Source organism: Streptomyces brasiliensis (assembly GCF_014647875.1).
Lineage (GTDB): Bacteria > Actinomycetota > Actinomycetes > Streptomycetales > Streptomycetaceae > Streptomyces > Streptomyces brasiliensis.
Genome location: NZ_BMQA01000003.1, coordinates 201,859 through 228,089 on the forward strand (window position 1 = coordinate 201,859; position 26,231 = coordinate 228,089).

26 protein-coding genes and 1 pseudogene are annotated in these 26,231 nt (G+C 69.3%); 20 read left to right on the forward strand and 7 right to left on the reverse strand.

Annotated features, from left to right (window positions below; translation table 11 throughout):
• Positions 1 to 90: 90 nt before the first annotated feature.
• From IEZ19_RS06890 to IEZ19_RS06985, 20 genes are all read left to right on the forward strand, one after another.
• The gene (locus tag IEZ19_RS06890; protein ID WP_189310096.1) at positions 91 to 942 is read left to right on the forward strand and encodes a relaxase/mobilization nuclease; all 852 of its coding nucleotides are present in this window, start codon (positions 91 to 93) and stop codon (positions 940 to 942) included.
• A gap of 13 nt (positions 943 to 955) precedes the next feature.
• Positions 956 to 1,660 carry a hypothetical protein gene (locus IEZ19_RS06895; RefSeq protein WP_189310097.1) on the forward strand — a complete coding sequence of 235 codons (705 nt, stop codon included), beginning with the start codon at positions 956 to 958 and terminating at the stop codon, positions 1,658 to 1,660.
• 26 nt (positions 1,661 to 1,686) lie between these two features.
• Positions 1,687 to 2,445 (forward strand): hypothetical protein, encoded by a 759-nt coding sequence (locus IEZ19_RS06900; RefSeq protein WP_189310098.1) that lies wholly within the window; start codon positions 1,687 to 1,689, stop codon positions 2,443 to 2,445.
• A gap of 399 nt (positions 2,446 to 2,844) precedes the next feature.
• On the forward strand, positions 2,845 to 3,228 hold the full coding sequence (locus IEZ19_RS06905; RefSeq protein ID WP_189310099.1) for a hypothetical protein: 384 nt from the start codon (positions 2,845 to 2,847) through the stop codon (positions 3,226 to 3,228).
• Entirely contained in the window at positions 3,225 to 4,031 is an 807-nt protein-coding gene (locus IEZ19_RS06910) for an SPDY domain-containing protein (protein ID WP_189310100.1), read from the forward strand. The genes IEZ19_RS06905 and IEZ19_RS06910 overlap by 4 nt, the downstream gene beginning before the upstream one ends.
• A 29-nt stretch (positions 4,032 to 4,060) precedes the next feature.
• Positions 4,061 to 4,417: a hypothetical protein gene (locus IEZ19_RS06915; RefSeq protein ID WP_189310102.1), complete on the forward strand. Its 357-nt coding sequence runs from the start codon at positions 4,061 to 4,063 to the stop codon at positions 4,415 to 4,417.
• Positions 4,408 to 5,229: an SPDY domain-containing protein gene (locus tag IEZ19_RS06920; protein WP_189310104.1), complete on the forward strand. Its 822-nt coding sequence runs from the start codon at positions 4,408 to 4,410 to the stop codon at positions 5,227 to 5,229. Before IEZ19_RS06915 ends, IEZ19_RS06920 begins: the two co-directional genes overlap by 10 nt.
• A gap of 74 nt (positions 5,230 to 5,303) precedes the next feature.
• Positions 5,304 to 5,822 carry a hypothetical protein gene (locus IEZ19_RS06925; protein ID WP_189310106.1) on the forward strand — a complete coding sequence of 173 codons (519 nt, stop codon included), beginning with the start codon at positions 5,304 to 5,306 and terminating at the stop codon, positions 5,820 to 5,822.
• Positions 5,823 to 5,824: 2 nt separating this feature from the next.
• A complete protein-coding gene (locus IEZ19_RS06930) occupies positions 5,825 to 6,610 on the forward strand; it encodes an SPDY domain-containing protein (RefSeq protein ID WP_189310108.1) in 786 nt (261 codons plus the stop codon).
• 34 nt (positions 6,611 to 6,644) lie between these two features.
• A complete protein-coding gene (locus IEZ19_RS06935) occupies positions 6,645 to 8,438 on the forward strand; it encodes a type IV secretory system conjugative DNA transfer family protein (RefSeq protein WP_189310109.1) in 1,794 nt (597 codons plus the stop codon).
• Complete coding sequence (locus IEZ19_RS06940; protein ID WP_189310111.1) at positions 8,435 to 8,893, forward strand: XF1762 family protein; 459 nt, start codon at positions 8,435 to 8,437, stop codon at positions 8,891 to 8,893. Before IEZ19_RS06935 ends, IEZ19_RS06940 begins: the two co-directional genes overlap by 4 nt.
• Positions 8,894 to 9,071: 178 nt before the next feature.
• Positions 9,072 to 9,668, forward strand: coding sequence for a hypothetical protein (locus IEZ19_RS06945; protein ID WP_189310113.1), 597 nt, complete (start codon positions 9,072 to 9,074; stop codon positions 9,666 to 9,668).
• Between the two features lie 194 nt (positions 9,669 to 9,862).
• A complete protein-coding gene (locus tag IEZ19_RS06950) occupies positions 9,863 to 10,333 on the forward strand; it encodes a hypothetical protein (protein ID WP_189310115.1) in 471 nt (156 codons plus the stop codon).
• A gap of 38 nt (positions 10,334 to 10,371) precedes the next feature.
• Positions 10,372 to 11,169: a tryptophan synthase subunit alpha gene (gene trpA / locus IEZ19_RS06955; protein WP_268248621.1), complete on the forward strand. Its 798-nt coding sequence runs from the start codon at positions 10,372 to 10,374 to the stop codon at positions 11,167 to 11,169.
• The gene (locus IEZ19_RS06960; RefSeq protein WP_189310119.1) at positions 11,162 to 11,629 is read left to right on the forward strand and encodes a hypothetical protein; all 468 of its coding nucleotides are present in this window, start codon (positions 11,162 to 11,164) and stop codon (positions 11,627 to 11,629) included. The genes trpA and IEZ19_RS06960 overlap by 8 nt, the downstream gene beginning before the upstream one ends.
• Before the next feature lie 96 nt (positions 11,630 to 11,725).
• The gene (locus IEZ19_RS06965; RefSeq protein ID WP_189310323.1) at positions 11,726 to 12,589 is read left to right on the forward strand and encodes an adenine nucleotide alpha hydrolase family protein; all 864 of its coding nucleotides are present in this window, start codon (positions 11,726 to 11,728) and stop codon (positions 12,587 to 12,589) included.
• A complete protein-coding gene (locus tag IEZ19_RS06970; protein WP_189310120.1) occupies positions 12,586 to 13,863 on the forward strand; it encodes a DNA cytosine methyltransferase in 1,278 nt (425 codons plus the stop codon). Before IEZ19_RS06965 ends, IEZ19_RS06970 begins: the two co-directional genes overlap by 4 nt.
• The gene (locus IEZ19_RS06975) at positions 13,863 to 14,981 is read left to right on the forward strand and encodes a DnaB-like helicase N-terminal domain-containing protein (RefSeq protein WP_189310122.1); all 1,119 of its coding nucleotides are present in this window, start codon (positions 13,863 to 13,865) and stop codon (positions 14,979 to 14,981) included. Before IEZ19_RS06970 ends, IEZ19_RS06975 begins: the two co-directional genes overlap by 1 nt.
• A gap of 66 nt (positions 14,982 to 15,047) precedes the next feature.
• A complete protein-coding gene (locus tag IEZ19_RS06980; RefSeq protein ID WP_189310124.1) occupies positions 15,048 to 16,418 on the forward strand; it encodes an SPDY domain-containing protein in 1,371 nt (456 codons plus the stop codon).
• A 234-nt stretch (positions 16,419 to 16,652) separates the two neighbouring features.
• On the forward strand, positions 16,653 to 17,492 hold the full coding sequence (locus tag IEZ19_RS06985; protein ID WP_189310126.1) for a hypothetical protein: 840 nt from the start codon (positions 16,653 to 16,655) through the stop codon (positions 17,490 to 17,492).
• On the opposite strand, the gene IEZ19_RS53005 is transcribed toward IEZ19_RS06985, so the two are convergent.
• The 7 genes and pseudogenes from IEZ19_RS53005 to IEZ19_RS07015 form a co-directional block, all read right to left on the reverse strand.
• Entirely contained in the window at positions 17,480 to 17,830 is a 351-nt protein-coding gene (locus tag IEZ19_RS53005) for a hypothetical protein (protein ID WP_308428934.1), read from the reverse strand. The genes IEZ19_RS06985 and IEZ19_RS53005 overlap by 13 nt on opposite strands.
• A gap of 90 nt (positions 17,831 to 17,920) precedes the next feature.
• A pseudogene (locus IEZ19_RS53010) lies at positions 17,921 to 18,286 on the reverse strand (aldo/keto reductase); the annotation flags it as partial.
• Entirely contained in the window at positions 18,196 to 19,407 is a 1,212-nt protein-coding gene (locus IEZ19_RS06995) for a JmjC domain-containing protein (protein ID WP_189310130.1), read from the reverse strand. The gene IEZ19_RS06995 and the pseudogene IEZ19_RS53010, both read right to left, overlap by 91 nt.
• A gap of 9 nt (positions 19,408 to 19,416) precedes the next feature.
• A complete protein-coding gene (locus IEZ19_RS07000; RefSeq protein ID WP_189310132.1) occupies positions 19,417 to 19,593 on the reverse strand; it encodes a hypothetical protein in 177 nt (58 codons plus the stop codon).
• A gap of 425 nt (positions 19,594 to 20,018) precedes the next feature.
• Positions 20,019 to 20,906, reverse strand: coding sequence for a DUF5655 domain-containing protein (locus IEZ19_RS07005; RefSeq protein WP_189310134.1), 888 nt, complete (start codon positions 20,904 to 20,906; stop codon positions 20,019 to 20,021).
• A 381-nt stretch (positions 20,907 to 21,287) separates the two neighbouring features.
• A complete protein-coding gene (locus tag IEZ19_RS07010; protein ID WP_229840015.1) occupies positions 21,288 to 22,946 on the reverse strand; it encodes a serine/threonine-protein kinase in 1,659 nt (552 codons plus the stop codon).
• 51 nt (positions 22,947 to 22,997) lie between these two features.
• Positions 22,998 to 26,228 (reverse strand): type I restriction endonuclease subunit R, encoded by a 3,231-nt coding sequence (locus IEZ19_RS07015; protein ID WP_189310136.1) that lies wholly within the window; start codon positions 26,226 to 26,228, stop codon positions 22,998 to 23,000.
• Positions 26,229 to 26,231: the final 3 nt, after the last annotated feature.

Genomic DNA, 26,231 nt, shown 5'->3' on the forward strand with positions numbered 1-26,231 from the left:
CGCCGTGGTCCGCGAGCGCTCTCTGCTCTGCACAGCCCGCGACCTTCATCAGCACCGGCCGCCCACCCGCATGTCGAGCCGGGTGCCGTCATGATCCCCCGCCTGCACGCGCGGACTCACTCGCCGCGCGACCCGTTCGCCGAGGCACTCGGGCGGCCCCTTTCTGCGAACGAGGGCCTGACGGAGTACACCATCGTCGCCCACTGGCCGGGCCTGGACTACTACACCCCGGATGACGAGCAGCGCACCTGGACGTCCGTTCAGTGGGCCGAGCACCTCGAAGATCCGTACCTGGAGCATCCGTTCACTGCCAGTGCGGACGACGACCGGCGGGCGATCCTCCATCTCGACATCCGCCTCCACTCGGACGACCGGGAGCTGACCGGTCCGGAGTGGGCTGAAACCGCTCATCGGTTCGCGCGAGCCGCCGGTATCGAGATACCCGGCGCCGCGGAGCACGGCTGGCGGTGGATCGCCGTCCAGGCACAGCCCGGGCGCCTGGACCTGGTCGCCAACCTGATCCACCTCGACGGCACGTGGCGCACCCCGCCCGCAGACATCCTGCGGCGCCTTGCGGACGAGGCACGCCGCATCGAACAGGACCTGAACCTGATCCCCGCCCGCACCGGGCCCACAGCGCGGCCCGCTGTCCGTACGGCGCCCACCGCATCCGCGCAGCTCGCGAGCGTCCTTACACACCTCGCCGACGAGCACGCCGGCCCGCTGGCCACGGTCCGCGGACTGATCGAGCACACCGCTCACCGCATCGCCCGCCAACCAGGAGTCGCCGGCACCGAAGCGGCACACGGTCTGGAGCTGATCGCCCGCCGGCTCCACGCCATCCAGCAGGACCTGGACACCACCGCGGACCACCTGGTCCGCCGGTCCCGGATCGCCGCCGCACCGCCCGTAGCCCGGCACACCACCCGCCGAACGCCGTAGGAGAAACGTCTCCTTGCCCCGCACCACCGACCGCTTCGTGGACATCCGCCGTGACCCGCACTCCGACGAACTTCTCGCGCGAGGCGGCGACTTGGAGGCACACAGCATTCTCCAGCGCGCGGGATTCATCGCGGTCGTCCGCCTCCACGAGACCTACCACCGCGCCCCCGCCGGCCTCACCGAGGACGACGAGTCCCGTCTCGCCACCGATGCCGTAGCGCGCCTGCGGGCTGCCGGGTACCACGTCGACTGCGACGAACCGTTCAACACCGACGCCCGCCCCGCGCGCTATCCCACGCTCGGTACCTCGGTCTCCCACCTCGCCGAACGCCTGCGCGAAGCCACCGACACCGCCGAGGCAGCCGACATCCTCACCGAACTCACCGCGCCCCACGACGGCATCCTCGCCGGGCTGGAGGAAACCCTCGGCGCCCTAGCGGAGTTCTTCGACGGACTCAGCAACGCGACCGATCCGCACACCGCCCGGCGCCTGCGCTACCTCGCCGACGAATACGTCCGCGTCATCCACTCCGACCTCGCGTACACCCGCGAACGGCTGGCCGACCGGCACGCCCCTCACCCCGGCCGCCGCGCCTGCGCCGAGCAGGTTCCCGACCACGAGCCCGAACGCTCCGCCGTGTGCGCCTGCCCACCCCCGCCGCGGGCACTGCCGGTGCCGGCACCGCCGCCCGTCGGTGCCACCCGCCTGCGCCGCTGAGCCCCTGCAACTGCCCAAGGACCACCATGCACGACCACGACACCTCCGAGCGCCTCGCCTCGTACGCCGACGTCCTCGCCGGTGAACTCCCCGACACCTGGACCAGCACGCGTCTGACGGCCGACGCCAAAGACGACCTCGCCGAACTCTCCGACCGGATCTGGGACCTGGATCTGGTCGCCGCCTCCCTCGCCGAGCACCCGCTGACGCAGGCAGCCGTCCTCAGCCGCCCCGACGGCGCACAGCTCGTCCTCCTGGACCGGCACGACGGACGCGACGGCTTCCTCATCGCCGCCGTCGCCCCGCGCGCCCTGCCCGACGAGGCGTACCGGGCTGTCCCCGAGCCCAATGGCATCGCCCTGGCAGACGACCCGTTCCTGAGTGCCGAGCAGGTCGCCGGCGATCTGCTCGCCCGCTACGACCGCGCGCTCGCACAAGTCCGGCACAACGCCCTGGGTGGCATCCAGCCCTCCCAGCCGGACCGGATCGTCCTGACCTGGCAGCCGGACGGCAGCGTCGCCACCGCCCCCGCCGACGACCGGGCCGGCGCGATCCTCGTCGCCCACGGCTTTATCCAGGACCCGCAGAGCGGCATCTACCGCCTGGGTGGTGACGACACCCAGGTCCAGGCCCGTGCCCTGCGCGAGATCGGCCCGCGCCTCGACGCGCTCGGCATCGGTACCGCCCTCCAGCACCCCGCCGGACGGACCGCGCCCACCTCCGCCCCGGCATCCATGCCACCGGTACCGGCCGCCACCCGCACGCCAACCGCCAGGACTCGATGAACCAGGCGGAGGCCGACCTCGGTATCCCCGCCCTGCACCTACCGGCGGGCCGTGCACGGCCTCCGCACCCGAGCGGCCCGTCCCTCCCCTCGGCAACCGATACCGGTCCGCCGTACCCCCTGTAAGACGCCAGGGCGGCCCCGCACCCCGCCGGGGCCGCCCGGCACACCGCCCGACTCCCGGAGAAACCCGTAGCGCCCCGCACACCCCCACCGATCAGCAACCGGCTCAAGCCCCGACTCGCCACCGCTCTCTTCCGCCGCTATCTGCGCGCCTGCATTCCCACCGGCCCCGACCACACCTCCCCGCTGGCCGGCGCCCGCCCGGAGGCCACTCTCGCCGAGGCACAGCGCGTCGGACAGCGCCACCACCACTGACCGTCCACCGACCCGGAGGAGCATGTCCCACCCCGCCCCCTATCCGGTGAGACTGGCCGACGAGATCACCCGTCAGCTCGGCCAGCTCGCCGACCATCTCTCGCAGCTTCCCCCGCCCCAGGCCGCGCAGGTCATCGCCCGCGTTCTCGACCCGGACGTCGGAGTCCTCGGCGGCGTCACTCACCTCGTCGCCACCGGAAGCGTGTTCGCCAAGGACCAGGCAGAGCGCGGCGCGCTCCCCGCGGAGGTGTGGCTCGCTCTGGGCCGTGCCTCGAACGAACTGCACGACATCACCCTCGACCTGGACGAACACAAGGACGCCCTGCAGCACGTCAGCACCCAGCCCGCCACCACCGCGGCGAAGCCCCCAGTGCCCGCACCGCTCGTGGTCCGGCGGCGCCGGTGAAGAAGAAGCAGTGGCAGGGCTGGGGGCCCGGCGAGCAGGCCGAGCAGCACTACCTCGTCCAGCCCCGTGCCCTGGCAGGCGGCGGCGACGTCCGGCATGTCTCGGAGTTCCTGCGTGCCTCGGGCTGGCGGGACAAGTCCAAGACCGGCGGCCCCTTGTTCATGGAGAGCCCGGACCGGACCGTCCGCGTCGCCTACGACCCTTACGTTCTTCCCGGCGGCTGGACCATCCACGGCCGGGCAGACGGGGCCAGCGGCGAGTGGTCGGCGCACCTGGGCCGGCAGGCCCCAGTGGAGATCGTCGCCGGCCTGACCGACGCCCTCACCCGTCCCCGCTCCGCACACGCCCCCAACGTCTGGGCTCCGCTGCAGGAGCAGAACTGGCACACGCGTTTCGAGGGCGAACACTACGTGGCAACCAGCCCCGATGGCACCGCCTGGATGCAGTACCGCCAGAACCCCGACGGGGCGGCGATGTGGTGGAGCGGAGCGCAGGACAAGCAGGGCAACGGCTGGACGGCCCACTTCACGCCGAACACTCCGATGCACCTCGTGCAAGCCTTCTCCACCGAACTCGCCAGCCCCGATCCCGTGATGCGCCCGCGTGGACGCGTCCCGCACAGCGCGCAGATCCGCACCTGGTCGGTATCCGTCAAGCCCTCCCAACTCAGCGCCTGGCAGCAGGCCCGCATCACGGCCGCCCGAGCCGCCACCTGGGCTCGCAACAGCGCCCGAAGCACCAGACCGCGCACCACCGCCCGCGCCCACGCCACCGCAGCCGGCGGCGCACGAACCCGCCGCTGACCACGACACCCACCACCCCGAGGAGCCCGATGCCTTCACTCACCCCGGACACCATCCGCGCCGCGACCGACACGCTGTGCCGCCTCACCGAATACCTGCGCGAGAACCCCGACCCCAAGGAGGCGCTCGCTCTCGTCGAGCCCCTCCTCGACGAATACACCGGCCTGCCCATCCAGCTCGGCGACACTCTGCGCGCCCTCGCCCGCGCCGTACAGAGCCACCCGAACACCCCGCGCAGCGAGAAGATCAGCGATCTGGTCACCGAGCTGCGTGCCGCCGCGTGGGTGCAGACCGACCAGTACATGCTCCACTACGTCCTGGACGAGCTGCGCAAGCTGATCGTCAGCGCAGCCTCGAGTGAGCCGGGGTGCGGCCGGTGCCGCTGAGCGAACGGCAGCTCGCCGCGTTCGCCAACAAGCACGCCTGGCGTATCCCCTTCGACACCAGCCCCCGCCACCTCGCCGGCCCCGGGGATGCCCGCCACATCACCCACGGCCTGGCCGCCGCCGGATGGAGCGCCCTCTCCGACCCTTTGAGCGCCGAGATCGTCCTGCGCAGTCCCGACCTTCGCCACAGCCTCCAGTTCGACCCGCAGTCCGCCACCTCCGCGTGGTGGCGGCTGCGGGCCGAGCCCACCGACACCCAGCCCGGCTGGTACGCCGAGTTCGGTGAACTCGTGCCCGCCGAGGTCCTCGCCGGCTTCACCGACGCCCTCATCGCCTTGCCGGCACAACAGCCAGACCCATGGCAGCCGGTGACCTCGGCAGGCTGGCACCGCGACTCGGACAGCACGGCACGCTCGCCGGACTCCATGTGCCACATCGAACTGCGCCCGCTGAGCGAATTCAGTGGCCGGTCGTCCTGGCACGTCGAGACCTGCGAGCCCGGCGACGGGCAGTTCACCGGCCCGCGCATCTGGCACGCCTACTTCGACGAGGACGTCCCCGCCCACCTCGTCGGAGCGTTCCTCACCGCGCTGGCCGACCGCAGCCCGCTCCAGCGCGGCATGTACGACCGCACCGGCCACTACAGCGCCGCGCAGGAGCCCAGCCCGCTGCGTCCGCAGCAGGTGGTCGACGCGCACACCGCCCGTATCGCCTTGCTCCGCGCCCAGGCGCGCTCCGCCCGCCGGCAGCAGACGGAACCCGCACCGACCCCGGCGCCAGCCCACACCGCCCAGCCGACCGCCCGCCGCTGAACCGACAGGACCCCTTTCCCATTTCCGCCGATCACCGCGCACATCGCGACTTCCTCCGTCACCTCGACCATTACGTGAGCGACAGCAAGAAGATCCTCGACGCCTGGGACGCCTACTCCGACGAGCACACCGACCTCGACGGCTGGCCCTACGACGACCACGCCTACGGAAGGCGCGCCAGCCAGCGCGACGCCGACACCGCCGAGGCATTCGAGCCGCTCCGGTACGGCGCCCGTCACCTGCTGGCCACGGCCGAGACTCAACTGGCCCAGCTGCCGGAGAACAGCGTGCAGAGCCGCTGGGTCTACCAGCTGGGCGTCCTGCGCGACGCCCTCGACCGGCTCGACGAACTGCACGAGCAATGGCTGCTCACCCGCGACGCCCTCCCCGCCACCGCCAAGCCCGGCACCCCGGACTTCGACGACGCACTCGCCGCACATCACGCCGAATCGTGGAGCTACCTCGACGACTGGGCCACCCACGGCAAGGCGCTCCGCGAGATCAACACGGCCGCCCGCAAAGCCCCTTCACCCCTGGCGCCCACACCGGCCCCGGCCACCGCGCCCGACCGGCGAGCTGCGGCACGGAAGTGAACATGCCCCCGACTTCCGAGACCGTTGAGGTCGACTTCATCACGCCGCGCCACCTGGCCGGCGGCGGTGACCCCGCCTGGATCACCGTCCCCCTGCACCGTGCCTGCGGCTGGAGCCACGGCAACGACCCGCTGATGCCCCGCGTCCTGCTCTCCAGCCCGGACCAGAAGGCCCTCCTGCGCCTGGCACCCGACCCCGACGGACAGTGGTGGACCCTCCATCATGCGGCAGAGGAGGACCGGCCCGCCTGGTACGCGAGTTTCGGTGCCCGCGCCCCGGTCGAACTCATCGCCGCCTTCACCGACGCCCTCACCGACCCGACACCCGCGGCGAGCACACCCTGCGATCCGTACGAACCGCTCCGGCAGAGCGCGTGGCAGCCCCCGGCCATCGGGGCTGACGGCCTCGTGTCGCCCGACAAAACGGCCTACGTGCAGCGCCTGGGAACCGCGCAGGAGCCGGGAGCCTGGTTCGTCACCGCCTCTTTCGGCCCGGAGCGAAAGCCGGTGTGGCAGGCCCGCTTCGGCGAACACACCCCTGCACGACTGATCGCCGCGTTCACCACCGCGCTCACCGATCCGCACCCCGCAGCGCGTACCGGCAGCTTGCGCACTCTTCCGACCCGCGACCCGGACGTCGTCACCCGCCGCACCACGGACGTTCTCGCCGTGCACGTCGCCGCCGCCCTGGAAGAACGCGTCCACGCCCTCGCGGCACGCCACACCATCCCGCCGGCGACTCCCGACCCGCCGCGCCAGCCGCCGGCCAGGAACAGCCGCAGCCGCTGACTGCCCCGCCCCCGCCCGGAAGGCACGTAACTCTTTGCCCCCCACCTCCTCCAACAGTTCCACCGACGGGTACGACATCGTCCTGCGCCTCCTGATCGGCGTCGCAGCCGTCGTCGTCCCCCTGTCCCACCTCGCCTGGCTGTCCGGCAACATCACCGCCTACCTCACCGGAGGCGGCTGGGCGCCGTACCAGCCGACCACCGCCCTGCTCCACCCCGAGCGCCTCTGGCCCCACACGGGAGAAACGTCCCTGCTGATCGGGGCACGCATCGTGCCCGTTCTCCTCCTCCTGGCCCTCGGGACAACAGCGGGCATCCTGTGGGCCCGGCACAAGAACCGCAGCGGCGGCCGGAAGAAGAAGATCATCGGCATGGCCAAGGACCGGGACATCGAACCGCTGATGGCCAAGGCGATCACCGACAAGGCCCGCTCCCTGCGCCCGAGCCTGAAGGACGCCAAGCACATCGAGGCCCGCGACACCGGCATCCTCCTCGGCAATCTGCAGAACACCAAGCACGAGGTCCGCATGGGCTACGAGGACGTGGCCGTCGCCATCATGGCGCCCCGCTCGGGCAAGACCACCTCGCTCGCGATCCCCTCCATCCTCGCCGCACCCGGCCCTGTCCTGCTGACCTCGAACAAGGCCGCCGGCGATGCATTCACCGCCACCTACGACGCCCGCGCCGCGGTAGGACGGGTGTGGTCGATGGACCCGCAGCAGATCGCGCACGCCGCACGCGAGATGTGGTGGAACCCCTTGGCGGACGCCAAAACGTTGGATGGCGCCGGGCGGCTGGCCGGCCACTTCCTCGCCGCCTCCGTGGACGCCAGCCAGCAGGGCGACTTCTGGTCCAAGGCCGGATCCAACATCCTCGCCCAGCTCTTCCTCGCCGCGGCCCTGGACGAGCGGCCGATCACCGACGTCATGCAGTGGCTGGCCTTCCCCGCCGACCGCACCCCGCTCGACATCCTCCGCGACCACGACTTCACCGCCGTCGCCGCCCAGCTCAAGGGCACCGTGGAAGGACCGCCGGAAACCCGGGACGGCATCTACGAGACCGCCCGCCAGTACGCCGCCGCGCTGCTGAACAGCGAGATCGCCGCCTGGGTGACCCCGCAGAAGAACGTCCCGGAGTTCAGGCCGTCGGAGTTCGTCACCTCCACGGACACGTTGTTCCTGCTGAGCAAGGACGGCGGAGGCGGAGCTTCGGCGCTGATCGCCGCGTGCGCGGATTCGGTGATGCGGGCCGCGACCGCGCAGGCCGAACGCGCTGGCGGACGCCTCGACCCGCCCATGCTCGCGATCCTCGACGAGGCCGCCAACGTGTGCAAGATCTCGGACCTTCCGGATCTGTACTCGCACCTCGGGTCGCGCGGCATCATCCCGATCACGATCCTGCAGTCCTACCGCCAGGGCCAGAAGGTCTGGGGGGACGCCGGCATGGACGCCATGTGGTCCGCCTCGACTGTCAAGGTCATCGGCTCCGGTATCGACGACCCCGACTTCGCGGACAAGCTGTCCCGCCTGATCGGCGACCACGACGTCGAGACCACCTCGACCTCGCACTCCGAGTCCGGCAAGTCGACCTCGGTGTCGATGCGACAGCAGCGGATCCTGCCCGCCGACGAGATCCGCGCCCTCCCCAAGGGCACGGCCCTCTGCTTCGCCACCGGTCTGCGCGCCGCCATGCTCGACCTGCGCCCGTGGTACCAGGAGCCCGGCGCGGCAGAACTGTCCGCGGCGTCCGACCGCGCATCCAAGGCGATCACCGCCCGGGCCATCGCCAAGCACGCACCGGTGCAGTCCGACTTCGGATCGGCAGCATGAGCGAATCGCGCCTGCACCTGGTGCCCGTCCGCTCCCGCGAAGCCAAGGAATTCGTGCGCCTCTGGCACCGGCACCACACGCCGCCCGCCGGACAGATCTTCTCCCTCGGTGCCGCCGACGAGGCCAGCATCCTGCGCGCCGTGGCCGTGGTCGGCCGCCCCGTCGCCCGCCACCTGGACGACGGCACCACCCTCGAAGTCACCCGCACCGCCAGTGACGGCACACGCAACGCCAACTCCCTGCTCTACGGCGCCGCCTGGAGAGCGGCCAAAGCGCTCGGATACCGGCGACTGATCACCTACACGCAGGCAGGGGAGAGCGGAGCCTCGCTGCGCGGCGCCGGGTGGCGCATCCTGGCCCACCGTCCTCCAAGGCCGGGCTGGCACACGCCGTCCCGGCCGCGGACGGACCGCGGAACCGCGCAGATCGCTCGCACACTGTGGCAAGCGCCCTGACAGGACACGCTCATCGGCATCTGGTGATCCCACGATCCCGACGACATGACGTCCGCCGCAGCGCTGGACGCGGTCATCGCCGCGGCCGTCCCGCTCAGCAGGCGCGGTACCACTTGCAGGCTCGCCGGGCCCGCCTCAGCAACCGCCAGATCCCGTTTCCCTGATCCCCTGGACCACCGTGTCTCTTTTGGACATCCCCGATGTGTTCATCGGGTCCACCGACGACGGGCACACCTTCGTCATCATCAACCGCCGCATCCGCGATGCCGACCGGCTGCTGACCGAGGCCGGGTTCCTCGCCCGCGAGCACCTCGGCCGCACGCTCTACCTGCTCCCCCCGGGCACTGCCCAGGACGCGCACGAGCGCGCCGGGATCGCGATGTACCGGCTCCTGGCCCACACCCACGACCTGATCGATCTTTGCTGGACGACCCGCTGGAGCCCCGGCAGTCCCGTCGCCGATCCGGAGATTCGTTTCCACTTCTGTGACGGCACCGTGGCGGTGACGGCCAGGACCGCCGCCGCCCGTGCCCTCTTGGAACGGCACGGCTTCACCCCGAACGGCTCTTCCTATCGGCCGCCGGACGGACTGGACGAGCGCCGCCTGCTCGGCGCTGTGACAGCTGCCGAAACCCACGCCTACACCCACGGTCTCAGTGTCCGTGTCGACCTCGGCATCCCCACGCCGTCCGACATCCCTCCCGCTCCCCGCCGCCCGTCAGCTGCTGCCCCCGGCTCACCGACCATGCCTGCGGCCCGCCGTCGCACCCGCTGACCCCACGCGTGCGGGGCCGGGTGTGAACGATCGTCGAGCCGAGGTCAAGGGCGCACGGCGGTACACACCTTCGCACCCCAGCCGTTGACCGCTCTCCCCCTTGGAGTCTTGCCACGTCATCCGACACCCCGAGCGCTCATGACCTCGCCTGCGCGCTCGCCGACCAGATCCGCCCCGGCGCCGCTCCCCGTGACGTGGTCGTCAGTTTCAGCGTTCGCCGACAGGCGGCAGCCAAGTACGACCACGGCTCCTGCGGCGGCCCCGTGACGGTCTTCGCCCAGGCACTACACGCCCAGCTCTACGGGCTTCCCACGGACGACGATCCGCTGCCCACCGCCCTGGACGCGCTCCTGCAGGCCGCCCACACCGCGACAGCCCCCGAGCAGCAGACCGCGATCCTGCAACAGGTCGCCGAGCAGCTGCGCAACGCCATCGAGATCATCCAGCGCTACCAGTACCAGGCCCAATGGGACCGGCTCCCCGACACCGTCGCCGAGCAGCTCCGGGACGCCCGCGACCAGGCTCAGCAGGTCGCCAAGACCCTCGACGCCGTCGCACCCGCCTTCAGCAGCCATCCCGCCGCGCCCGTGCCGCCTGCCCCGCAATCGCGCCACGCCGCCAGCCCACCCGCGCCCACGACTCCACCGGCCGGGCGCCGGCGCTGACCTCCGGCGACAGCCCACCCGCCGGGAAAGGCACCAACCTGGCCACCGCCGATCCCCTCCAGACATGCCTCACCCAAGAATCCTGTGCGCTTGGCGTGTTCGTCCCCGCCGGCCTGCACGCCGCAACCGCACAGCGCCAGCACCTCGACCAGCTCGCGCAGGCAGGTGCCGACCTGTTCGAGGTCGGCCTGCCCACCGAGGACGCCGCCCTCGACGGCCCCGTCATTCAGGCCGCCTACCACCGCGCCCTGCACGGCGGAAACGCCCTCGACCACGCGGTGCGCGCCGTCGAACACGCCGCCAGCCTCCGGCCGACCGTTGTCATGACCTACTGGGAGCCCGTGAGCCGCCACGGCCCCGCCTGCGTGGCCCGCGTGTTCGCCGACGCCGGCGCCGACGGCCTGATGATCGTCGACCTGCCCGCCCACCAAGCGGCCCGCTGGCACGAAACCGCACGGGCCACGGGCCTTCGCACCCCACGCCTCATCCCCCGCACCACCCCTGACCCGCTCCTCCCGGCCGCAGTCGCCGGCGCGTCCGGATGGCTCTACGCACCCGCCAGCACGGCCCCCACCGGCTACCGAGGGCCACTGGACATCCCGGCGCTCGTCGGCTTCACCCAGCGGCTACGCACCGCGAGCCCACTGCCCGTGGTCTCGGGAGTGGGGATCTCCACCCCGGCCCTCGCCGCACGCGTCGCCCCGCTGGTGGACGCCGTCGTCATCGGCACCCCCGTCGTCCGCGCCCTGGCTACCGACCCGGCCCAAGCCCCGGACCTGACGGCCGCGTTCGCCCGAGCCCTGCACCCGACCACCCTCACGGAGACCCGTGCCTGATCGCTCCGCCCCGACCGAGGCCCTCGACCGGATCAAGGCCGACGCCCTCACCCTGCACCAGGCCCTGCGCACCAACAGCATCGGCCACGCACACGCGCTGGCCGCGCGGATCACCGACGCCCAAGACATCGCCGGCGCCGCCCTGCGGCTGTTCCTCGACCTCGCCCAGCACACGCCGCACACCACGGCCGGGGAGCTGCTGCTCCTCGACCACATCGCGCAGATCGCCAAGGCCGCCCAGGACGCAAGCGCCGAACTGACCGCAGCCCTCGCCCGCGCCGTGGAGAACCAACGCCGCCGAGCCAACGCCACGACGGGGCCGGCCGTCCTCATCCGCCCCTCACCACAGCAGTTCATCGAGTCGGCCACCGACCTCCTCGACCGCATCCCCGCCCTCCACCACGCCATACACCACGACCGGCTGATCCCGCCCAGCCGGCTGACGCACCAGCCTCATTGAGGGCGCGCCCCCATTTCCCCACCTCCAGGACAGACCATTTCAGATCAGCCTCAATTCCGTGCCCTTTCCCTGGGCGCGGGAGTTCAGTCCAGCACCCTGCTCGCCCTTTCAGCAGAAGGGATCCTCCCGAAGGTCGACTACGCGATATTCGCCGACACCGGATGGGAACCCGAAGCCGTTTACGCTCACCTGGACCGACTGGAACAGGAGATAGCCAAGCCAGCCGGTATACCGGTTCTCCGCGTCTCGTCCGGAAACATTCGCAGCGACGCCCTGAATCCGGACCACCGCTTCGCCTCCATGCCCCTGCACATCCTGAACAAGGACGGGCGGCCTGGCATGACCCGCAGGCAGTGCACCGGCGAATATAAGGTAAAGCCGATAAAGCAGAAGGTACGCGAACTACTCGGACACCCCTACCCTTCGCGTGTCCCAAAGGGGGTGTTCGTTGAGCAGTGGGTGGGAATCTCCACCGACGAGTTCCACCGCGCCAAAGACGCCGACGTAAAGTACATGCGCAACCGGCATCCACTCCTGGACCTGGGCTGGAGCAGAGCGGACTGCGTGCGTTATCTCACCACGCTCGGGCTGGGCGAGACACCGAAATCGAGCTGCCTGGGATGTCCGTTCCACGGAAATGCGCAGTGGAGGCATATCAGGGACACGTCCCCGTCCGAGTGGGCGGACGTCGTCGAATTCGATGCGGCCATCCGGCAGGGCAATGCCCGCGCCAACGCCTCGGGCAGCCGACTGCTCGGCGAGGCGTTCCTGCACCGCTCCCGCGTCCCGCTGAGCCAGGCGCCGATCGACCACGTCACCGCCGCCGAACGGGCAGCACTGCGCATTGACGCGGACGAAGCCGACGCGCTGGAGAACGGCGTCGTGGACGGCTGCTCCCCATGGGCGTGCCGCGGGGACGCGGACGTGCTCACCCGCGATGACTTCGGGCTGGCCACGTGATACTCGACCTCTTCGCGGGGCCGGGCGGCTGGAGCAGGGCACTGGGCGTCCTCGGCGTGCGCGACGTCGGCCTGGAATGGGACGAGTGGGCCTGCAAGACGCGTGTGGCCGCTGGGCAGTTGACGATCCGCACCGACGTGGCCATGTATCCGACGTGGCCCTTCCTCGGCCGCACGCACGGGCTGATCGCGTCCCCGCCGTGCCAGGCATGGAGCATGGCCGGCAAACGCCTCGGCCTGCTCGACCAGCCGCTGGTGCACACGGCGGTGGAAGACCTCGCCGTCGGCCGTGACACCCGCGAGCGTCTCCTCGCCGCCTGCCGCGACGAGCGCTCCCTGCTCGCGGCCGAGCCGATGCGCTACCTGCATGCCCTGAACACGGTCGGAGAGCCCGAGTGGGTCGCGATGGAGGAGGTGCCGGACGTTCTGCCGCTGTGGAAGCAGTACGCGGCCGTTCTGCGCGGGTGGGGTTTCTCGGTCTGGTACGGGATCCTCAACGCCGCTGACTTCGGCGTTCCACAGACGCGCAGGCGAGCGATCCTGATCGCCTCCCGGGTGCGTACGGCACAGCCTCCCACGCCCACTCACGCCCAAGTCGCCGAGCCTGACTCGCTGTTCGGTCCGGGCCGCGCCCGCTGGGTCAGCATGGCCGAGGCCCTGGGATGGGGTGCGACCGACCGGCCGGTTCCCACCGTCTGCGCCGGCGGCGGACCTGGCGGCGGACCGGAACCGTTCCCTTCGGGCTCCCGCAAGTCGCTGTCCGACGCCCGGGAGCGCGGCACCTGGATGCCCAGGCCGGACGGTGTTCTCCTGCGGTCCCGCCGTGAAGGAGCTGGTTGGAAGGCACGGCACGGCGCACGGCAGAACCGTGCCGCCGACGCTCCGGCGCCGACGTTCACCGCCGACGCACACCGCTGGTCCTGGTCCCTGCGCAGCAACAACCAAGCGAACGCCACAGTCCGCCCGCTGTCCGAGCCGGCGGGCACGCTGTTCTTCGGGCACCGCGCGAACGAGTGCACCTGGGTCGCTGAACCAGCCTCGCCTCCGACCGCGGACACGGACACGGACACGCCAGTGGTACCCGAGCCGATCCGGATCACCGCCCGCGAGGCCGGCCTCCTGCAGACCTTCCCCGCCGACTACCCCTGGGCCGGCAACAAGGGCCAGCAGTTCTCCCAGATCGGCAACGCCGTACCGCCGTTGCTCGCCGGCCACCTCCTCGCCCCGCACCTCGGCGTCACCGTCAACCCCGACGACTTCACCCTCGCAGCCTGATGCCCCACGTCCCCGAACCCGAAGAAGACGACCTCGACGCCATCGCACCGCCGCAGCCGGTATTCCACGTCGAACAGGCCCTCCTCGGCGCCCTCCTCCTGGATCCACACCGTCTCAGCGACGTGACCGGCATCGCCGCCGACTCCTTCTCCACCCCCGCGCACGCCGCCCTGTTCGCCGCCATCAGCACCCTGCCTCCGCCCGACCCCGCCGAGCACGCGAAGAACACCAAGTGGCTCGACCAAGTGCTCGCCACGGGGCGCGAACAGGCGCGCGGACTGACCGCCTCCTATCTGCACACCCTCGTCCAGGTCTGCCCTTGGCCCCGCCACGCACCGGCCTACGCCAGGATGGTCGAGGCCGAACACGCCCGCCAGCACCTGCAGACGGCCGCCGAACGCCTCATCCAGAGCGTCGACGACGCCACCCACCCGAACCCAGTCGAGACAGTGCTCGCCGAGGCCGACGCGCTTACCGCGGTCGTGGACGACATCGCGAGCCGATTCCCGCCGCGCGCCGGAGTGCTGCCCCGCACCGCGGCACCGCCGCCAGCCATCACCACCGACCACTCCGAGGCGGTCGAGGAGGAGCAGCTGCTCCTCGCGACCGCCACCGCCCACCCCGCCGACATCGAGTCCGTCCGGTGGCTGCTCCCCGACGACCTCACCCGGCCCCTGCACGCCGGCCTGTGGCAATGCCTGACCGCCCTGGCCCGCCGCCGCGAGCCCGTCGACCCCGTCACCGTCCTATGGGAGGCCCAACAGCGCGGCCTGCTCGACAACGCGAGTGAACCCGGCGAGGTGCTCCGCCTGCTGGCCGAACCGGCCGGTTCCGTGGAGCACTGGGCCGAACGTGCCCTGCAGCGCTCCCTCCTGGCCACCGCCGATCACGCCGGCCGGCGCATCTCGGCGTACGCCGCAGACCCCGCGAACACCCCGTTCCAGGTTGTCGTCGGCGCCCGCCGCGCCCTCGCCGACATCAGCGCCGTTCGCACCCGCTGGCAGCACGCCACCGGAACCGTCCCGCCACCACGGCCGCGCCCGGCACCCGCCACTCGCGCCGGCCCGCCGACCACAACGGCCGCTCACGCCGCCCGCGCCGCACGAGCAACCCGCTAGCACCCCGCACACGCCGGTGGCCGGACCCGAAGGTCCGGCCACCGGCAGAAGAGACGACACCCCAACGTGACTCCCCCCATCGACGCCCACGTCCGCCTCGACACCCACCCCACCCATCCCAGCGCCGTGACCGCCGTCCTGACCGGGAGCCAGGCCCGCATCGCTCTCATGGCTCTGGAGGCCGCCGACTGGACCGTCCTCGCCGACAACGTCCTGGTCCTGGCCCGCATCGACCACGAGGAGCCCTACTGGGCCAAGGACGCAGCCAAGCACCTGTCCGCCAGCGGCATCACAGTCGAAAACACCCCTCGACTCCAGGAGGCCATGGACGAGGAATGGACCTGGGCGAACTATCCGATGCCGTGGTGCACCCGCAGCGAGATCCGCGAGGTCTCCAACCAGGCGCAGAAGATCCACGACGACGTCCGCCACGGCCATCTCCTCATCCACGCACACGCCCACGACGGCCACACCACCGTCGCGGTCGGCACCTACCTCGGCCGCAACGGCAAGTCCGTCTACCTCCACGGCGAGGACCACCTGCGCCAGGTCGCCGACACCTTCGACTCACCCGCTCAGGCCCTGCTCGCCTTCGAGAAGATCCACGGCACCGACATGCGCCCCGGTCCGGCACCCCTGACCGACACCGAGCGCGCCGCCGTCGAGGCCCGCACCACCTTGGACCTCGGCGCAGCGAAACCCGGCCCTCACCGCCCGGAGCCGGTGACCGTCCCCATCTACCTGGCCGATGCCGGCGATCACGACGCCCTCCTCGACTCCTTCCTCGACAGGCACGGCGAGTATGAAAAGTGGCGGACCTGGTCAGATGAGACGACCCACGCCATCCACGAGTCGCAGACCCTGCGCATCGAGCGCGTCCACGAGACCCCGGCTCACGAGACCGCCTGGACCGTAGCGGCCTATGAGACGCCCGTCTCCGACCGCATGTGGGTCCTCACCGCGACCGGCGCCACCCCCGCCCCGGTGATAGCGGAACTACTGAATCACCTCGCCGACGGCGACGGCTGGGACACGTCCACCGGCGCCCCGGTGGACGAGAAGATGGTCACCGCGGCCACCCAGCCGCTCTCCGACGCCGGATGGAAGCACACCGTGGACGGGCGATGGATCCGCTGGACATCCCCCGACGGGAACGTGGGCGTCCAGTTCGACGCCTTCACAGCACAACACCCGAATCAGAACCTGGCCACCTGGACCGTCTGGGCCGGCCCCGGACCGGACCGGCCCACCTGGGCCATCACCGCGTCCCCGCGCACCCCTAGTTCACTGCTGGCCGACCTCTCCGAGACCCTCGCCCGCGGAACCGGCACCCGACGCACCGATACCGCAGAGCGTCCCTGCAGCGTCCAACTCCGACCCTCGCCGCCAGGTATCTCCCCGCCAGCGACCGGGCACACGGTCAGCCGTGGTCTCTGAACCGGACACGAGCGACTCATCTCGCTGATGTCGCCCGACGGCAGCCCTGCGCCTCGTGAGCCCGGTATCGCATCTGTCCCCGTTCGGGGCGCGTCGTCGCCTAACGTAAGACCGGCCCTCCCCGGCACCTCACCCAGAGGGGCAGCACGGGACCGATCTCCTCGTCAGCTACACCTGTACGCCTTGCCCCGAATCTCCCTCGCGACGTGGCTGGGACTTGGTACGTTCGGGCGCATGACACCACGTTCAGTGGACCTGCGCAAGGAGCCCGTGGAAGCCGTGCTGGACCGGGTCGAACGGTCGCTTGGGGTGCGCCTGAGCCGAGAGGCTGTAGTGCGCAAGCGCCGGTCTCTGGGGGCGTGTACGGACCGCAATACGTGGGTGCGGATCGAGCGGCGCGGACTCGATCGGATCGGGGTCCAGGGAGGGGACGGCACCGCGTCCGCCGAGGCCCTTCGCGGGATCGCAAAGCCGGCCTGGCTCGCAGGCATCGCGTGGCGGGACGACACAGAGCCGGTGATGTGGAGAGCGGACGAGACGGAGATGCTGCCAGCGGCGCCAGTGAGCAGCGCCGTAGTGGCGGAGGATCCACAGCTGCCCGAGGAGTGGTGGGATGCGCTGAACGCCTCGCTGGATGCCCTGGCCTCGCAGCACACAAACCGTATCGCGACACCGGATACCGAGACCCTTACTCAGGACCTGGTCGGGGGAACGATTCACAGCGTCTTCCCGGGTGTCGATGCGACCGTAGCCGAATGGCGGCCGGCCCATGCGGATTTCAACTGGGCGAACATCACGGCTCCGGAGTTCTGTGTGTTCGACTGGGAGGACTGGGGCATGGCCCCCCGCGGCCTGGATGCGGCAAGTCTCTGGGGGGCATCCCTCGCCGTCCCAGCTCTGGCAGACCGCGTCCGCAGCGAGCGGCGTGAGGATCTGGAGAGTCGGGACGGCATGCTGATGACGCTGTTCGTCGCCGCGAAGATCCTCGGCCCTTACGCCGATCCCGAGGACCCGCGCCTGGTCCCCGCTCGGAAGACGGCGGAGCAGCTGCTGCAGGAACTTCAGGCGCGCTGACGGCCTTTGAGGAGCCGCCTGTACTCCCGGATCACGTTCTCGTCGACTTCGTACGCCAGGGCCTCGGTCAGCTCCCGAAGATGGTCGACGTCGTCCGTGCCGACCGCGACCGCGTCGACCTGAGGGAGGCCGTACGAGGAACGGAAGGCAGCCTGGATCTTCGTGGCGGACGGGGAGTCTCGCAGGAAGATCCTGGGATCGAAGCGGTCCCACACCACCTCGGTGGTACTTCCGCCGAAGGGGCTCATGCCCCACACCTGCGACGGGCACCACCGCATCGCCAGGGCCTCAGCTGCTTCGAGGACGTCGACCCCGACCAGCAGCCCCGCTCGGACCATAAGAACATCAGGGCATGGCACGTCGAAATCCGTAAGGGAGCGCGGATCCCAAGTCGAGACGCCCCAGGAACGGCAGAGCCCGGCCTGTGCTGCATCGGCCAGGGCCGTGCACGCCTGTTCCAGCGTTTCGGCGTCGGGTGCCGAGTGCTCTGGGTTGTGAAGAAATACCAGATCAGGCTCCCGCCCGAGGTCCTTGGCGGCTTGCTCGGCGGCTCCGAGGACCCTGGCGGGATCGAGGCCGTGTCCCTCGGGGAAAAAGCCGACTTTGGTGGAGACCGAGAATTTCGGCAGAAGATCTCCGGCCGTCGTCCTCAAGACCTCATGGGAACGATGGCGGAGGTAGTTGGACGCGGTGTCGAGGCGTGTTACACCGAGGTCGGCAGCTGCTTCGAGTACGTCACGGGCGTGACCAGACCGGTGTAGCCCGAGGACGATAGTTCCGTCAGCGGTTCGCACAGCCCCTCCGTGATCAACAAGTCGGCCAAAGTGATGACGTCGTCGGGGGCGCCCTCGAGGTAGACCGGGTGACCCGACAGGAGCGCCCGCAGGCTCGGTTCTGCGCGCTCGTGGAAGGTCAGCCGCTTACCACCACCGCACACTTGGACGGTGTCACCGGAGCGGACGATGGAGGGCGCGAACTCGGTGACGGCCGCGACTCCGTCCGGCCGCCCGAAGGCGGCCACGTGCGGCATGTGGCGTGCGGGCGGGGTGCCCGTCCGCAGTTCGTCCAAGTACCGCTCCGGGCTGTAGGTGGCGGCCAGGGCGCTGAGCTTGTCCATCAGCACCTGGTGTGCGGTGCCCTGGACGCCCTCCAGGTCGTGACGGAACGCTTCGTCGGCGCGGGCGGCATCAGAAAGGAAGTTGGCCCAGGTGACACCGGTCCGTTTGGTGAACCCGAACGTCACGTGCAGGGAGTGTCCACCACTCCCCGAGCCGAGGCGGGTCGCGGTGTGCCAAAAGCCTCGTGGGATGTGCATGACGTCCCCGGCCCGCATCCTGCCCTTCCACAGCACTTCCTCTGAGGGCGTGCGGTTGCGTTCGGCGTCGCGGTACATCGGCGCCGAACGCGACGGGCCGCGCACTTCCCACGATTTCTCGCCTGAAAGCTGCACGGCGATGACCTCGTGATCGTCCCAGTGCAGATGGAATCCGTCGGTGTCACCCACCGCGAGGTAGGCGTTGGCAGAGGTGAGTTCGCCGGACCACCAGCCCAAGGCCCGGCAGGCAACTTCCAGAGTTGAGTCGAAGAAGTCCACATGGTCCAGGACCACAGTGCCACCGTCGTTGAGGATTCGTCCGAGGGCCGCCATGTCGGCCTGACTCACTGCCTGCCGGCGCCGGTTGACGTTGGTGGACAGGAACATCGATGGGTGCACTTCATCGCCCTCGACATAGCAACGCAGCTGCGGATTGGACAGATGGCGGCGCTTGATCAGGTCCAGCAGTCTGAGAGGGGTCAACAGCCGTGCGGAAAGCTCCGGGTCCGTGAGACGTCCGCGCGCGAACGCGGTCCCCACGGAACCCGGCCCGTCCCAGCCGAGAGCCTTCTCGATGTGGCTGACGAGCCGGTGCTCCATGGGTTCCCCTTACTCCTTCGGGAGGTTCAGATCGCGGTTGTCGCCGTCATCTCCCGCGCTGTTCTGCGAGCTGGTGATGTCGGACCGCTCGGACTCGCTGCGGTCGTGCGCAGTCGCCAGCTCCTCCACAGCGATTAGAAGCGCGGGGCTGGTCCCCGCCACCTGCGTGGATGCCCTGTCTGTCATCGAGGTCTCCTCTCAGTTCTCCAACCCAGCTCTGGGCGAACGTCTGAGTTAACCCGCGTCCACCGCATGGCAGTAGGGCGGGAATCGGACAGTGCCGCAGGATGCTCTCGCCGCTTCTGAGGGGACGAGGCGAGGCTTACGCCTGCACGACTGCCTGGTCTGGGAGCAGAAGAGTGTGATCCATCGACCGGGGGTGTGAGCGAGGGCGAGCGTGACAACCACGGCGCTCACCATGGCGGCGAAAGGCAGGCATCGGAGTCCCGTCAAGCGGGGCAACATAGCGCGGGATCGCCGGTTACCCAAACCGGCGATCCCGCGCATGATTGATGGTCCACCGCCACTATCTGCCCGTACGTCGAGAGGCATCACCGAGACGACGACCGAATCGACGCGTGGAAACGTGATCGGCCAGACCTATTAGCGCTTCACGCCGCCGCGTAGCTCATGCGGAACAGCTCCTGGACGCGTTCCACATCCCGCAGGGTGCGCAGCTGCACCTCCAGGTCGCCCGTGCCGTGGTGACCGAGACCCGTCACGTCCCGGGTGAAGCCAGGGACGAGGTCGACCTGCTTCGGGTCAACCTTCAGATAGACGAGAAGCTTGGTCCTCTGGGGCGTGCACACGCAGGCGAAGTTCCGCAGGCGCTGATACGCCCGGTACATCTTGCGCTGGACACAGTTCACGCCGTCGCCCAGCCCCAGCAGCGACTCGTCAACCGCCTGCGCCAGCTCAACCAGAGCCATGCTCTGGCCGCCGCCCCCAGGCCCGGCTGCCTGCCGACGAACACATCGGGAGACCGGCAACCGGCTGCTGACCGAGGCCACAGTCTCAAGACCGAACAGGTCGCTGCCGAAAAGTCGGTAGCGGACCAGGTCGATGCTGCGCCGGTGCTCGCGTACCGCGTGCACGTCGTAGCGGGTGAAGTCGCCGGCGACGCAGATCAGCCTCGGACCGCTCCACAGCACCTGGGCCGCGGCCGTGACCCCGAGCCGGTCGCGAACCAGGCGCTCGAACTCCGCCCGGTGATCCATGAGCCAGCTGAGGTAGAACAGACCCTGGTTGATAACACCCGAGTCAACTCCCCTCTTATACTCGATGATGACGGGCGATCCGTTCTCGTCGAGACCGAGCGAGTCGATGCGACCGCCGTGGACCGGTCCCGTGCTGTACTCGCTCGCCAGGAACGTCACACCCAGCAACGCCTCCATGTGCGCCTCAACGAGGCCCTGCACATCCGCCTCGACCTCAGCAAGATGCGGCCTGACCTCAGTCATGCCGCTCTTCGTCGTGTGGAACAGCTTCAGGCCCAGCACCTTCCCCTCGTCGGTTCGGAGATCGAAAACGCCGAGGAGGACAGATTTGTTTCCCGTGAGGGGCTCAAGGCCATCGGGCGCCTGGGCACCCCCACGGCCCCCTGGGACCGGCCAGTACCACCACTAGTACTTGGGACGAGCCCCTGGAGAACGGCGTTTGCGCAGATCAGCCCCATAGTCCAGTTCAAAGTGCAGGTGCCATCTGAGAGTCGTTCCGGGGACCCGTCCGGGACGCCCTCGATACGCGAAACGCGCCATCAGCCGAGGCTGTCACGCCTCGCAGCAGCCGGCCCAACCAGAGACACACCAGTCTTCCCCGTCGTGGCGGTGCCCGGCACCGCGCAGACCACTGCGATCACTGGGCGGGTACCCGATGGGACTTCAAGCTGTAAAGCGGTTGAGGCGCTTTACGAACGCGTCGATGTCGGCAAGGTCGGGAGCGTTGGGGCCGCGCAAGCGTTCGGTTGCTTCACGCAGTTCCGCGACGGCGCGGCGGGCTTCGGGGAAGCGTTCGCGGGCGGCATGGAGGCGAGCGAGGTTGGCGAGGGCGTCCAAGTGGCGGTCGACGGCTTCTGTGTCGTCAGGCTCGGGGGCATGGGCGGTATAGGCGCGGAACGCTTCGATCGAGGCTGTCGACTCACCCAGGGCCATGCGGCACTGGGCGGCGTAGTAGAGGCAGAGCAGGGATTGTTCGTCGTTGGCACCGTAGCGGGCACACCAGGCAGCGCCAACCTCGTCAAAGAGCGCGGCGGCTTCGCGGTGGGCGCCGGCCAGGAATCGGACCTGGGCCAGCGAGAACATGAGGTCGTCGTGCAGGACGCCGTCCTGGGCACGGCGGATGGCACCGGCTAGGAGGTCTGCTGCTTGGACGAACTTGCCGTCCTGGGCCAGCTGTGCGGCGAGATCTGCAGCTTCGTTGGCCTCTGCGTCGGTGAGGAGGGCGGGGACGGCCTCAGCGACAGCGTTCGGTTCGGCCTTCACGATCTGCATCGGTGAGCAGCCCGTCGGGGCTGGGCGCTTGGACGGCCCGCTGAAAGGGCGGTGGAAGGGCTGGCGGGGGTCGTACTCGGCCCGCACGGTGCCGGAGCCGTTCTGCATGTAGACCCAGGGCAGCAGCGCGTCGTAAACCTGGGAAGCGGCCAGGCGACGTTCGGGTTCCTTATTCAGCATGCCCAGGAGGAGATCCTCCAGCTCCTGGGGGAGATCGCGGCGCCGCGTGCGGATCGGCGGTGGATCGCTACGCACGTGGTGCCAGGCGTGGGAGCCGTTGGCATCCGCAATGAATGGCGGGCGGCCGGTGAGAAGTTCGTACAGCACGCAGGCCAAGGCGTAGATGTCGGAGGCCGGGCCAACTTCGTTGGCAAGGCTCTGCTCTGGGGACATGTAGGGCGGGGTGCCTACCGTCATGCCCTCCTGGGTCAGGCGGGGGTGGTTGCCGGAGCCGCGCAGGGCGGCAACGCCAAAGTCGAGAACCTTGACGATGCCGTCGGGGGTGATCAGGAGGTTGGCGGGTTTGATGTCGCGGTGCACGACGTCGTTGCGGTGCACCTCGTCCAGTACGGAGGCGATCTGTACGCCTGCTGCTGCGGCCCAGGAGATGGCCAGCGGTGAGACGTCGTAATCCGTGTCGTCTATGAGGGCCTGCACCTCGCGTCCACGCAGCAGCTGCATGACCACGTACAGCTGATGTGTGGTCTCGTCGATGCCAGTGTCGTAGATGGCCGGGATGCCGAGGTGTTCCAGGGCGGCAGTGGTGCGGACTTCACGCAGGAAGCGGTCGCGGCGGTTGGCCAGCATCTCGGCGGCACCGAGGCCGGGGATGCCGGGCAGACCGCGGGTGTCAGTGAGCATCATCTTGACCGCGACACGGCGGTCGAGGCGCTCATCGTAGGCATGCCAGACCTCGCCCATGCCGCCGGCACCGATAGGTCGGTCGAGCCGGTAGCGTCCCGCGATCACGCGGGACGACGGCCCTCCGGCGCCCTCGGTCAGCGCATCATGGAGCCCATCGTGCGGCACTGCAGCGATCCCTTCGGCCACGGTGCCTGCCCAGCACCGGAGTTCGACATGAGGCGGGACTTTCGTTGCAGGTTACGCATCGGCCGGCAGGGTGGTTCCCGCTTCGCCAGATTTGATCGCTGCGGCCCGCTCGGCGGTGGCTCGTCGCTCCGCTTCCCGACGAGCAGGCCGGCGAATGAGCCCGTACGCCTGCTGGGTAGCGACCTGTTTGAAGATCTTATTGATGAGAGGGTCGTCGTAGTACCGCACGAGCAGGGCGTCGTTGGACTTCGCCTGGTCAATCACGATGCGGTCCATGTCCTTGTCGACCTCGCGTCGGAAGGTCTCCTCGTCGTTGTGCAGGCCGATTCGCTTCAGGTCCGGATCCTCCGAGACGGCGACGACAAGCTGGCCGAGAAGGATCTGGTCGGTGGTGGACAGACCGATGCCGTACTCGTCGTTGACCGACTCGATGACCTGGGCGAGGGACTTCTCCTCGACCTCCGGGCCTGCGCCAGCGGGCTGCGGGACAAGACCGGGCAACAGTTGGAGACCCTCCGCCTTCAGGTTGAGCTCGGCCGTTCCGGTCTTGCGGACATTCATGTGGCTAGGAGTGACCTCGCCTATGTCCGCGCTTGCTGAGCCGACCGGGAGCCGGAGGCGGCGTACCAGGAACCTCCCGTATTGGTAGAGACGCTCCAAGTCCTCATTCTCGAAGCCGATGACGTGGGAGAGCCAGCCGTACGCTTTGACGTAGGAGTCCAAGGCGCGTCGGAACTCCTGTGCTGCGTCCGACTCGTCCTCGGCCAGGGCGTTAAACCGGTCAACGGCGGGCTGGGTATAGGCGTACAGCTTCGAGTGTGCCTTGGAGACCGCAGCGTCGGTGGCGGTGCCGTTCTTGAAGGCGGCGAAGTAGGCGGTGACGAAGGCGTCCATCTCCGCCTCGATCAGAAGCCGATAGGCCATCACCTCGTCGTGCCGGGTGAACAGAAAGTCTGGGTCAGTCGGCTCGGAGATCGACGCCTCGTAGTACTGCTGAAACGCCTCCTCGATCACCTCCGGTTTGTTCGCGAAGTCCATCACGAACAAGTCCTCGGCAGACTTCAAGGGGTGCGTGCGATTCAGCCGAGACAGTGTCTGCACGGCGGCGAGGCCGGCGAGTAGCTTGTCGACGTACATCGTCGTCAGCAGGGGCTGATCGAAGCCGGTCTGGTACTTGTCAGCGACAACCAGGATGCGGTACTCGGGCCTGGGGACGGACGGCGGCTTGGGATCGTCCAGACGGCTGTAGGCGAAGGCTTCGGGCAGCTTGCTCTCTGGGAAGCCGTTCAACTTGGCCTCGGTGTACTCGATCTCGTCCAGAGTGAGGGTCCCGGAGAACGCCACCAGAGTGCCGCAGTCGGTGTAGCCGCAGCGCTCCACGTAGCCGCGGATCGCCTGGTAGAGGCGCACGGCGTGCTCGCGGCTCGGAGTGACGACCATGGCGCGCGCTCGGCCGCCGAGCCGATTCATGGTGTGGGTACGGAAGTGATCCACGATGATCTTCGCCCTGGACTCCAGGGAGGCCGCCGACATCAGCGCGGCCCGCACCAGCTTCGCTTTCGCCTTGCGCGGATCAACCTGCCGCTCAGCCTCGTCCGCGGCGGCCTGCTGCAGCTTGAAGTACGTGCCGTAAGTGACGTAAGTACCGAGCACGTCGAGGATGAAGCCCTCCTCGATGGCCTGCCGCATCGAGTAGATGTGGAACGGCTCCATCTGGCCCGTGACGGGTGACTCGGTCCCGAACAGCTTGAGGGTCTTGTCCTTCGGGGTTGCGGTGAACGCGAAGAAGGACAGGTTGGGCTGCTTTCCGCGAGCCAGCGCGGCCGCAGTCAGCGGATCGCCGTCATCATCGACCGAGCCATCGCCCAGCTTGCCCAGCATCCGCTTCAGCGCGTCAGTGCCCTTACCTCCCTGCGATGAGTGCGCCTCGTCGATGATGACCGCGTAGCGGCGCTCGCTACCAAGCCCGGACGCTTTATCCAGGATGAACGGGAACTTCTGAAGCGTCGTGATGACGATGCGGGCAGTCGCCCCGGTAAGTGCGTCAGCAAGCTGCTGGGAATCATCGTCGACGCGCAGCACTACGCCCGGAGTGTGGTCGAACTGGTAGATCGTGTCCTGAAGTTGCTTATCCAGCACCCGCCGGTCGGTGATGACGATGACCTTGTCGAAGACCGGCTGATTGGGCCCGAGACCCTTTGCCTGGGCGGCGGTCGGGTCCAGGAACGCGGGGTCTTCGGGAGTGTGCAGGGAGGCCAGACGATGGGCGAGCCAGGCGATCGTGTTCGACTTGCCCGATCCTGCCGAGTGCTGGATCAAATAGTTTTCGCCCGCACCGTGAGTGGCCGCGTGGTTCGTCAGCTTCCGCACTGCGTGCCACTGGTGGAACCGCGGGAAGATCAACGGCTGCTTGTGTGCGGAGCCGGGACGGTAGCGGGGGGCTTTGCCGGCCTTGGCCGCCTCGTCCTCCACATGCAGATACCGGTGCAGCAGATCGAGCCAGTTGTCGCGCTGCATCACCTGCTCGAACAGGTAGGAGACCGCGTACTCCGCCCTGGGAGCAGCCGGCGGGTTTCCTGCGCCTCCGATGCTGCCCGGACCGCCGGTGCCCATGTTGAACGGAAGGAACCGCGTCCTCGCCCCGGCCAGGCGCGTGGTCAGGAACACCAGGTCGGGATCAACCGCAAAGTGCACCAAGCTGCGACGGGCGAAGAACAGCTCGTTCGGGTCGCGGTCGGCGCGGTACTGCCGCTTCGCATCCTCGACCGACTGCCCAGTGAGGGGATTCTTCAGCTCGGCCGACGCGACGGGGAGTCCGTTCACGAAGAACGCGAGGTCCACGGACTTGGTTGGCTCCGCAGCGGAGTAACGGAACTGCCGCACCACTGTAAGCCGGTTCGCGTTGTACTCATCCAGCGCTCCCGCGGCCAAGGTGTGGGCGGGCCGGAAGTACGCCAGCCGCAGCTTGATGTTGCGCTGGACCGCCCCGTGACGCAACACATCCAGCAGTCCGCGCTCATCTATCTGCTTGGCCACATGCGCGGCGAACCGCTTGATCGCGTGCTCCTCCGTCTCCCCGTACGTCTCCATCAATCGCTCCCACGCCTCAAGTTGAGATTCACGCAGGAACGCTGACAACTCCGCAGTATCGATGCCGAGCTCGTGGCTGTATGCCGTCGCCTGACCCCGCTCCCACTCGCTGCGGAGCAGGGCCGCCTCGACAGCGTCCTCGAAAGCGCCCTCAGTGTGGGCCTCGTGCGCGCGGGGCGTGGCGGTGGACATATG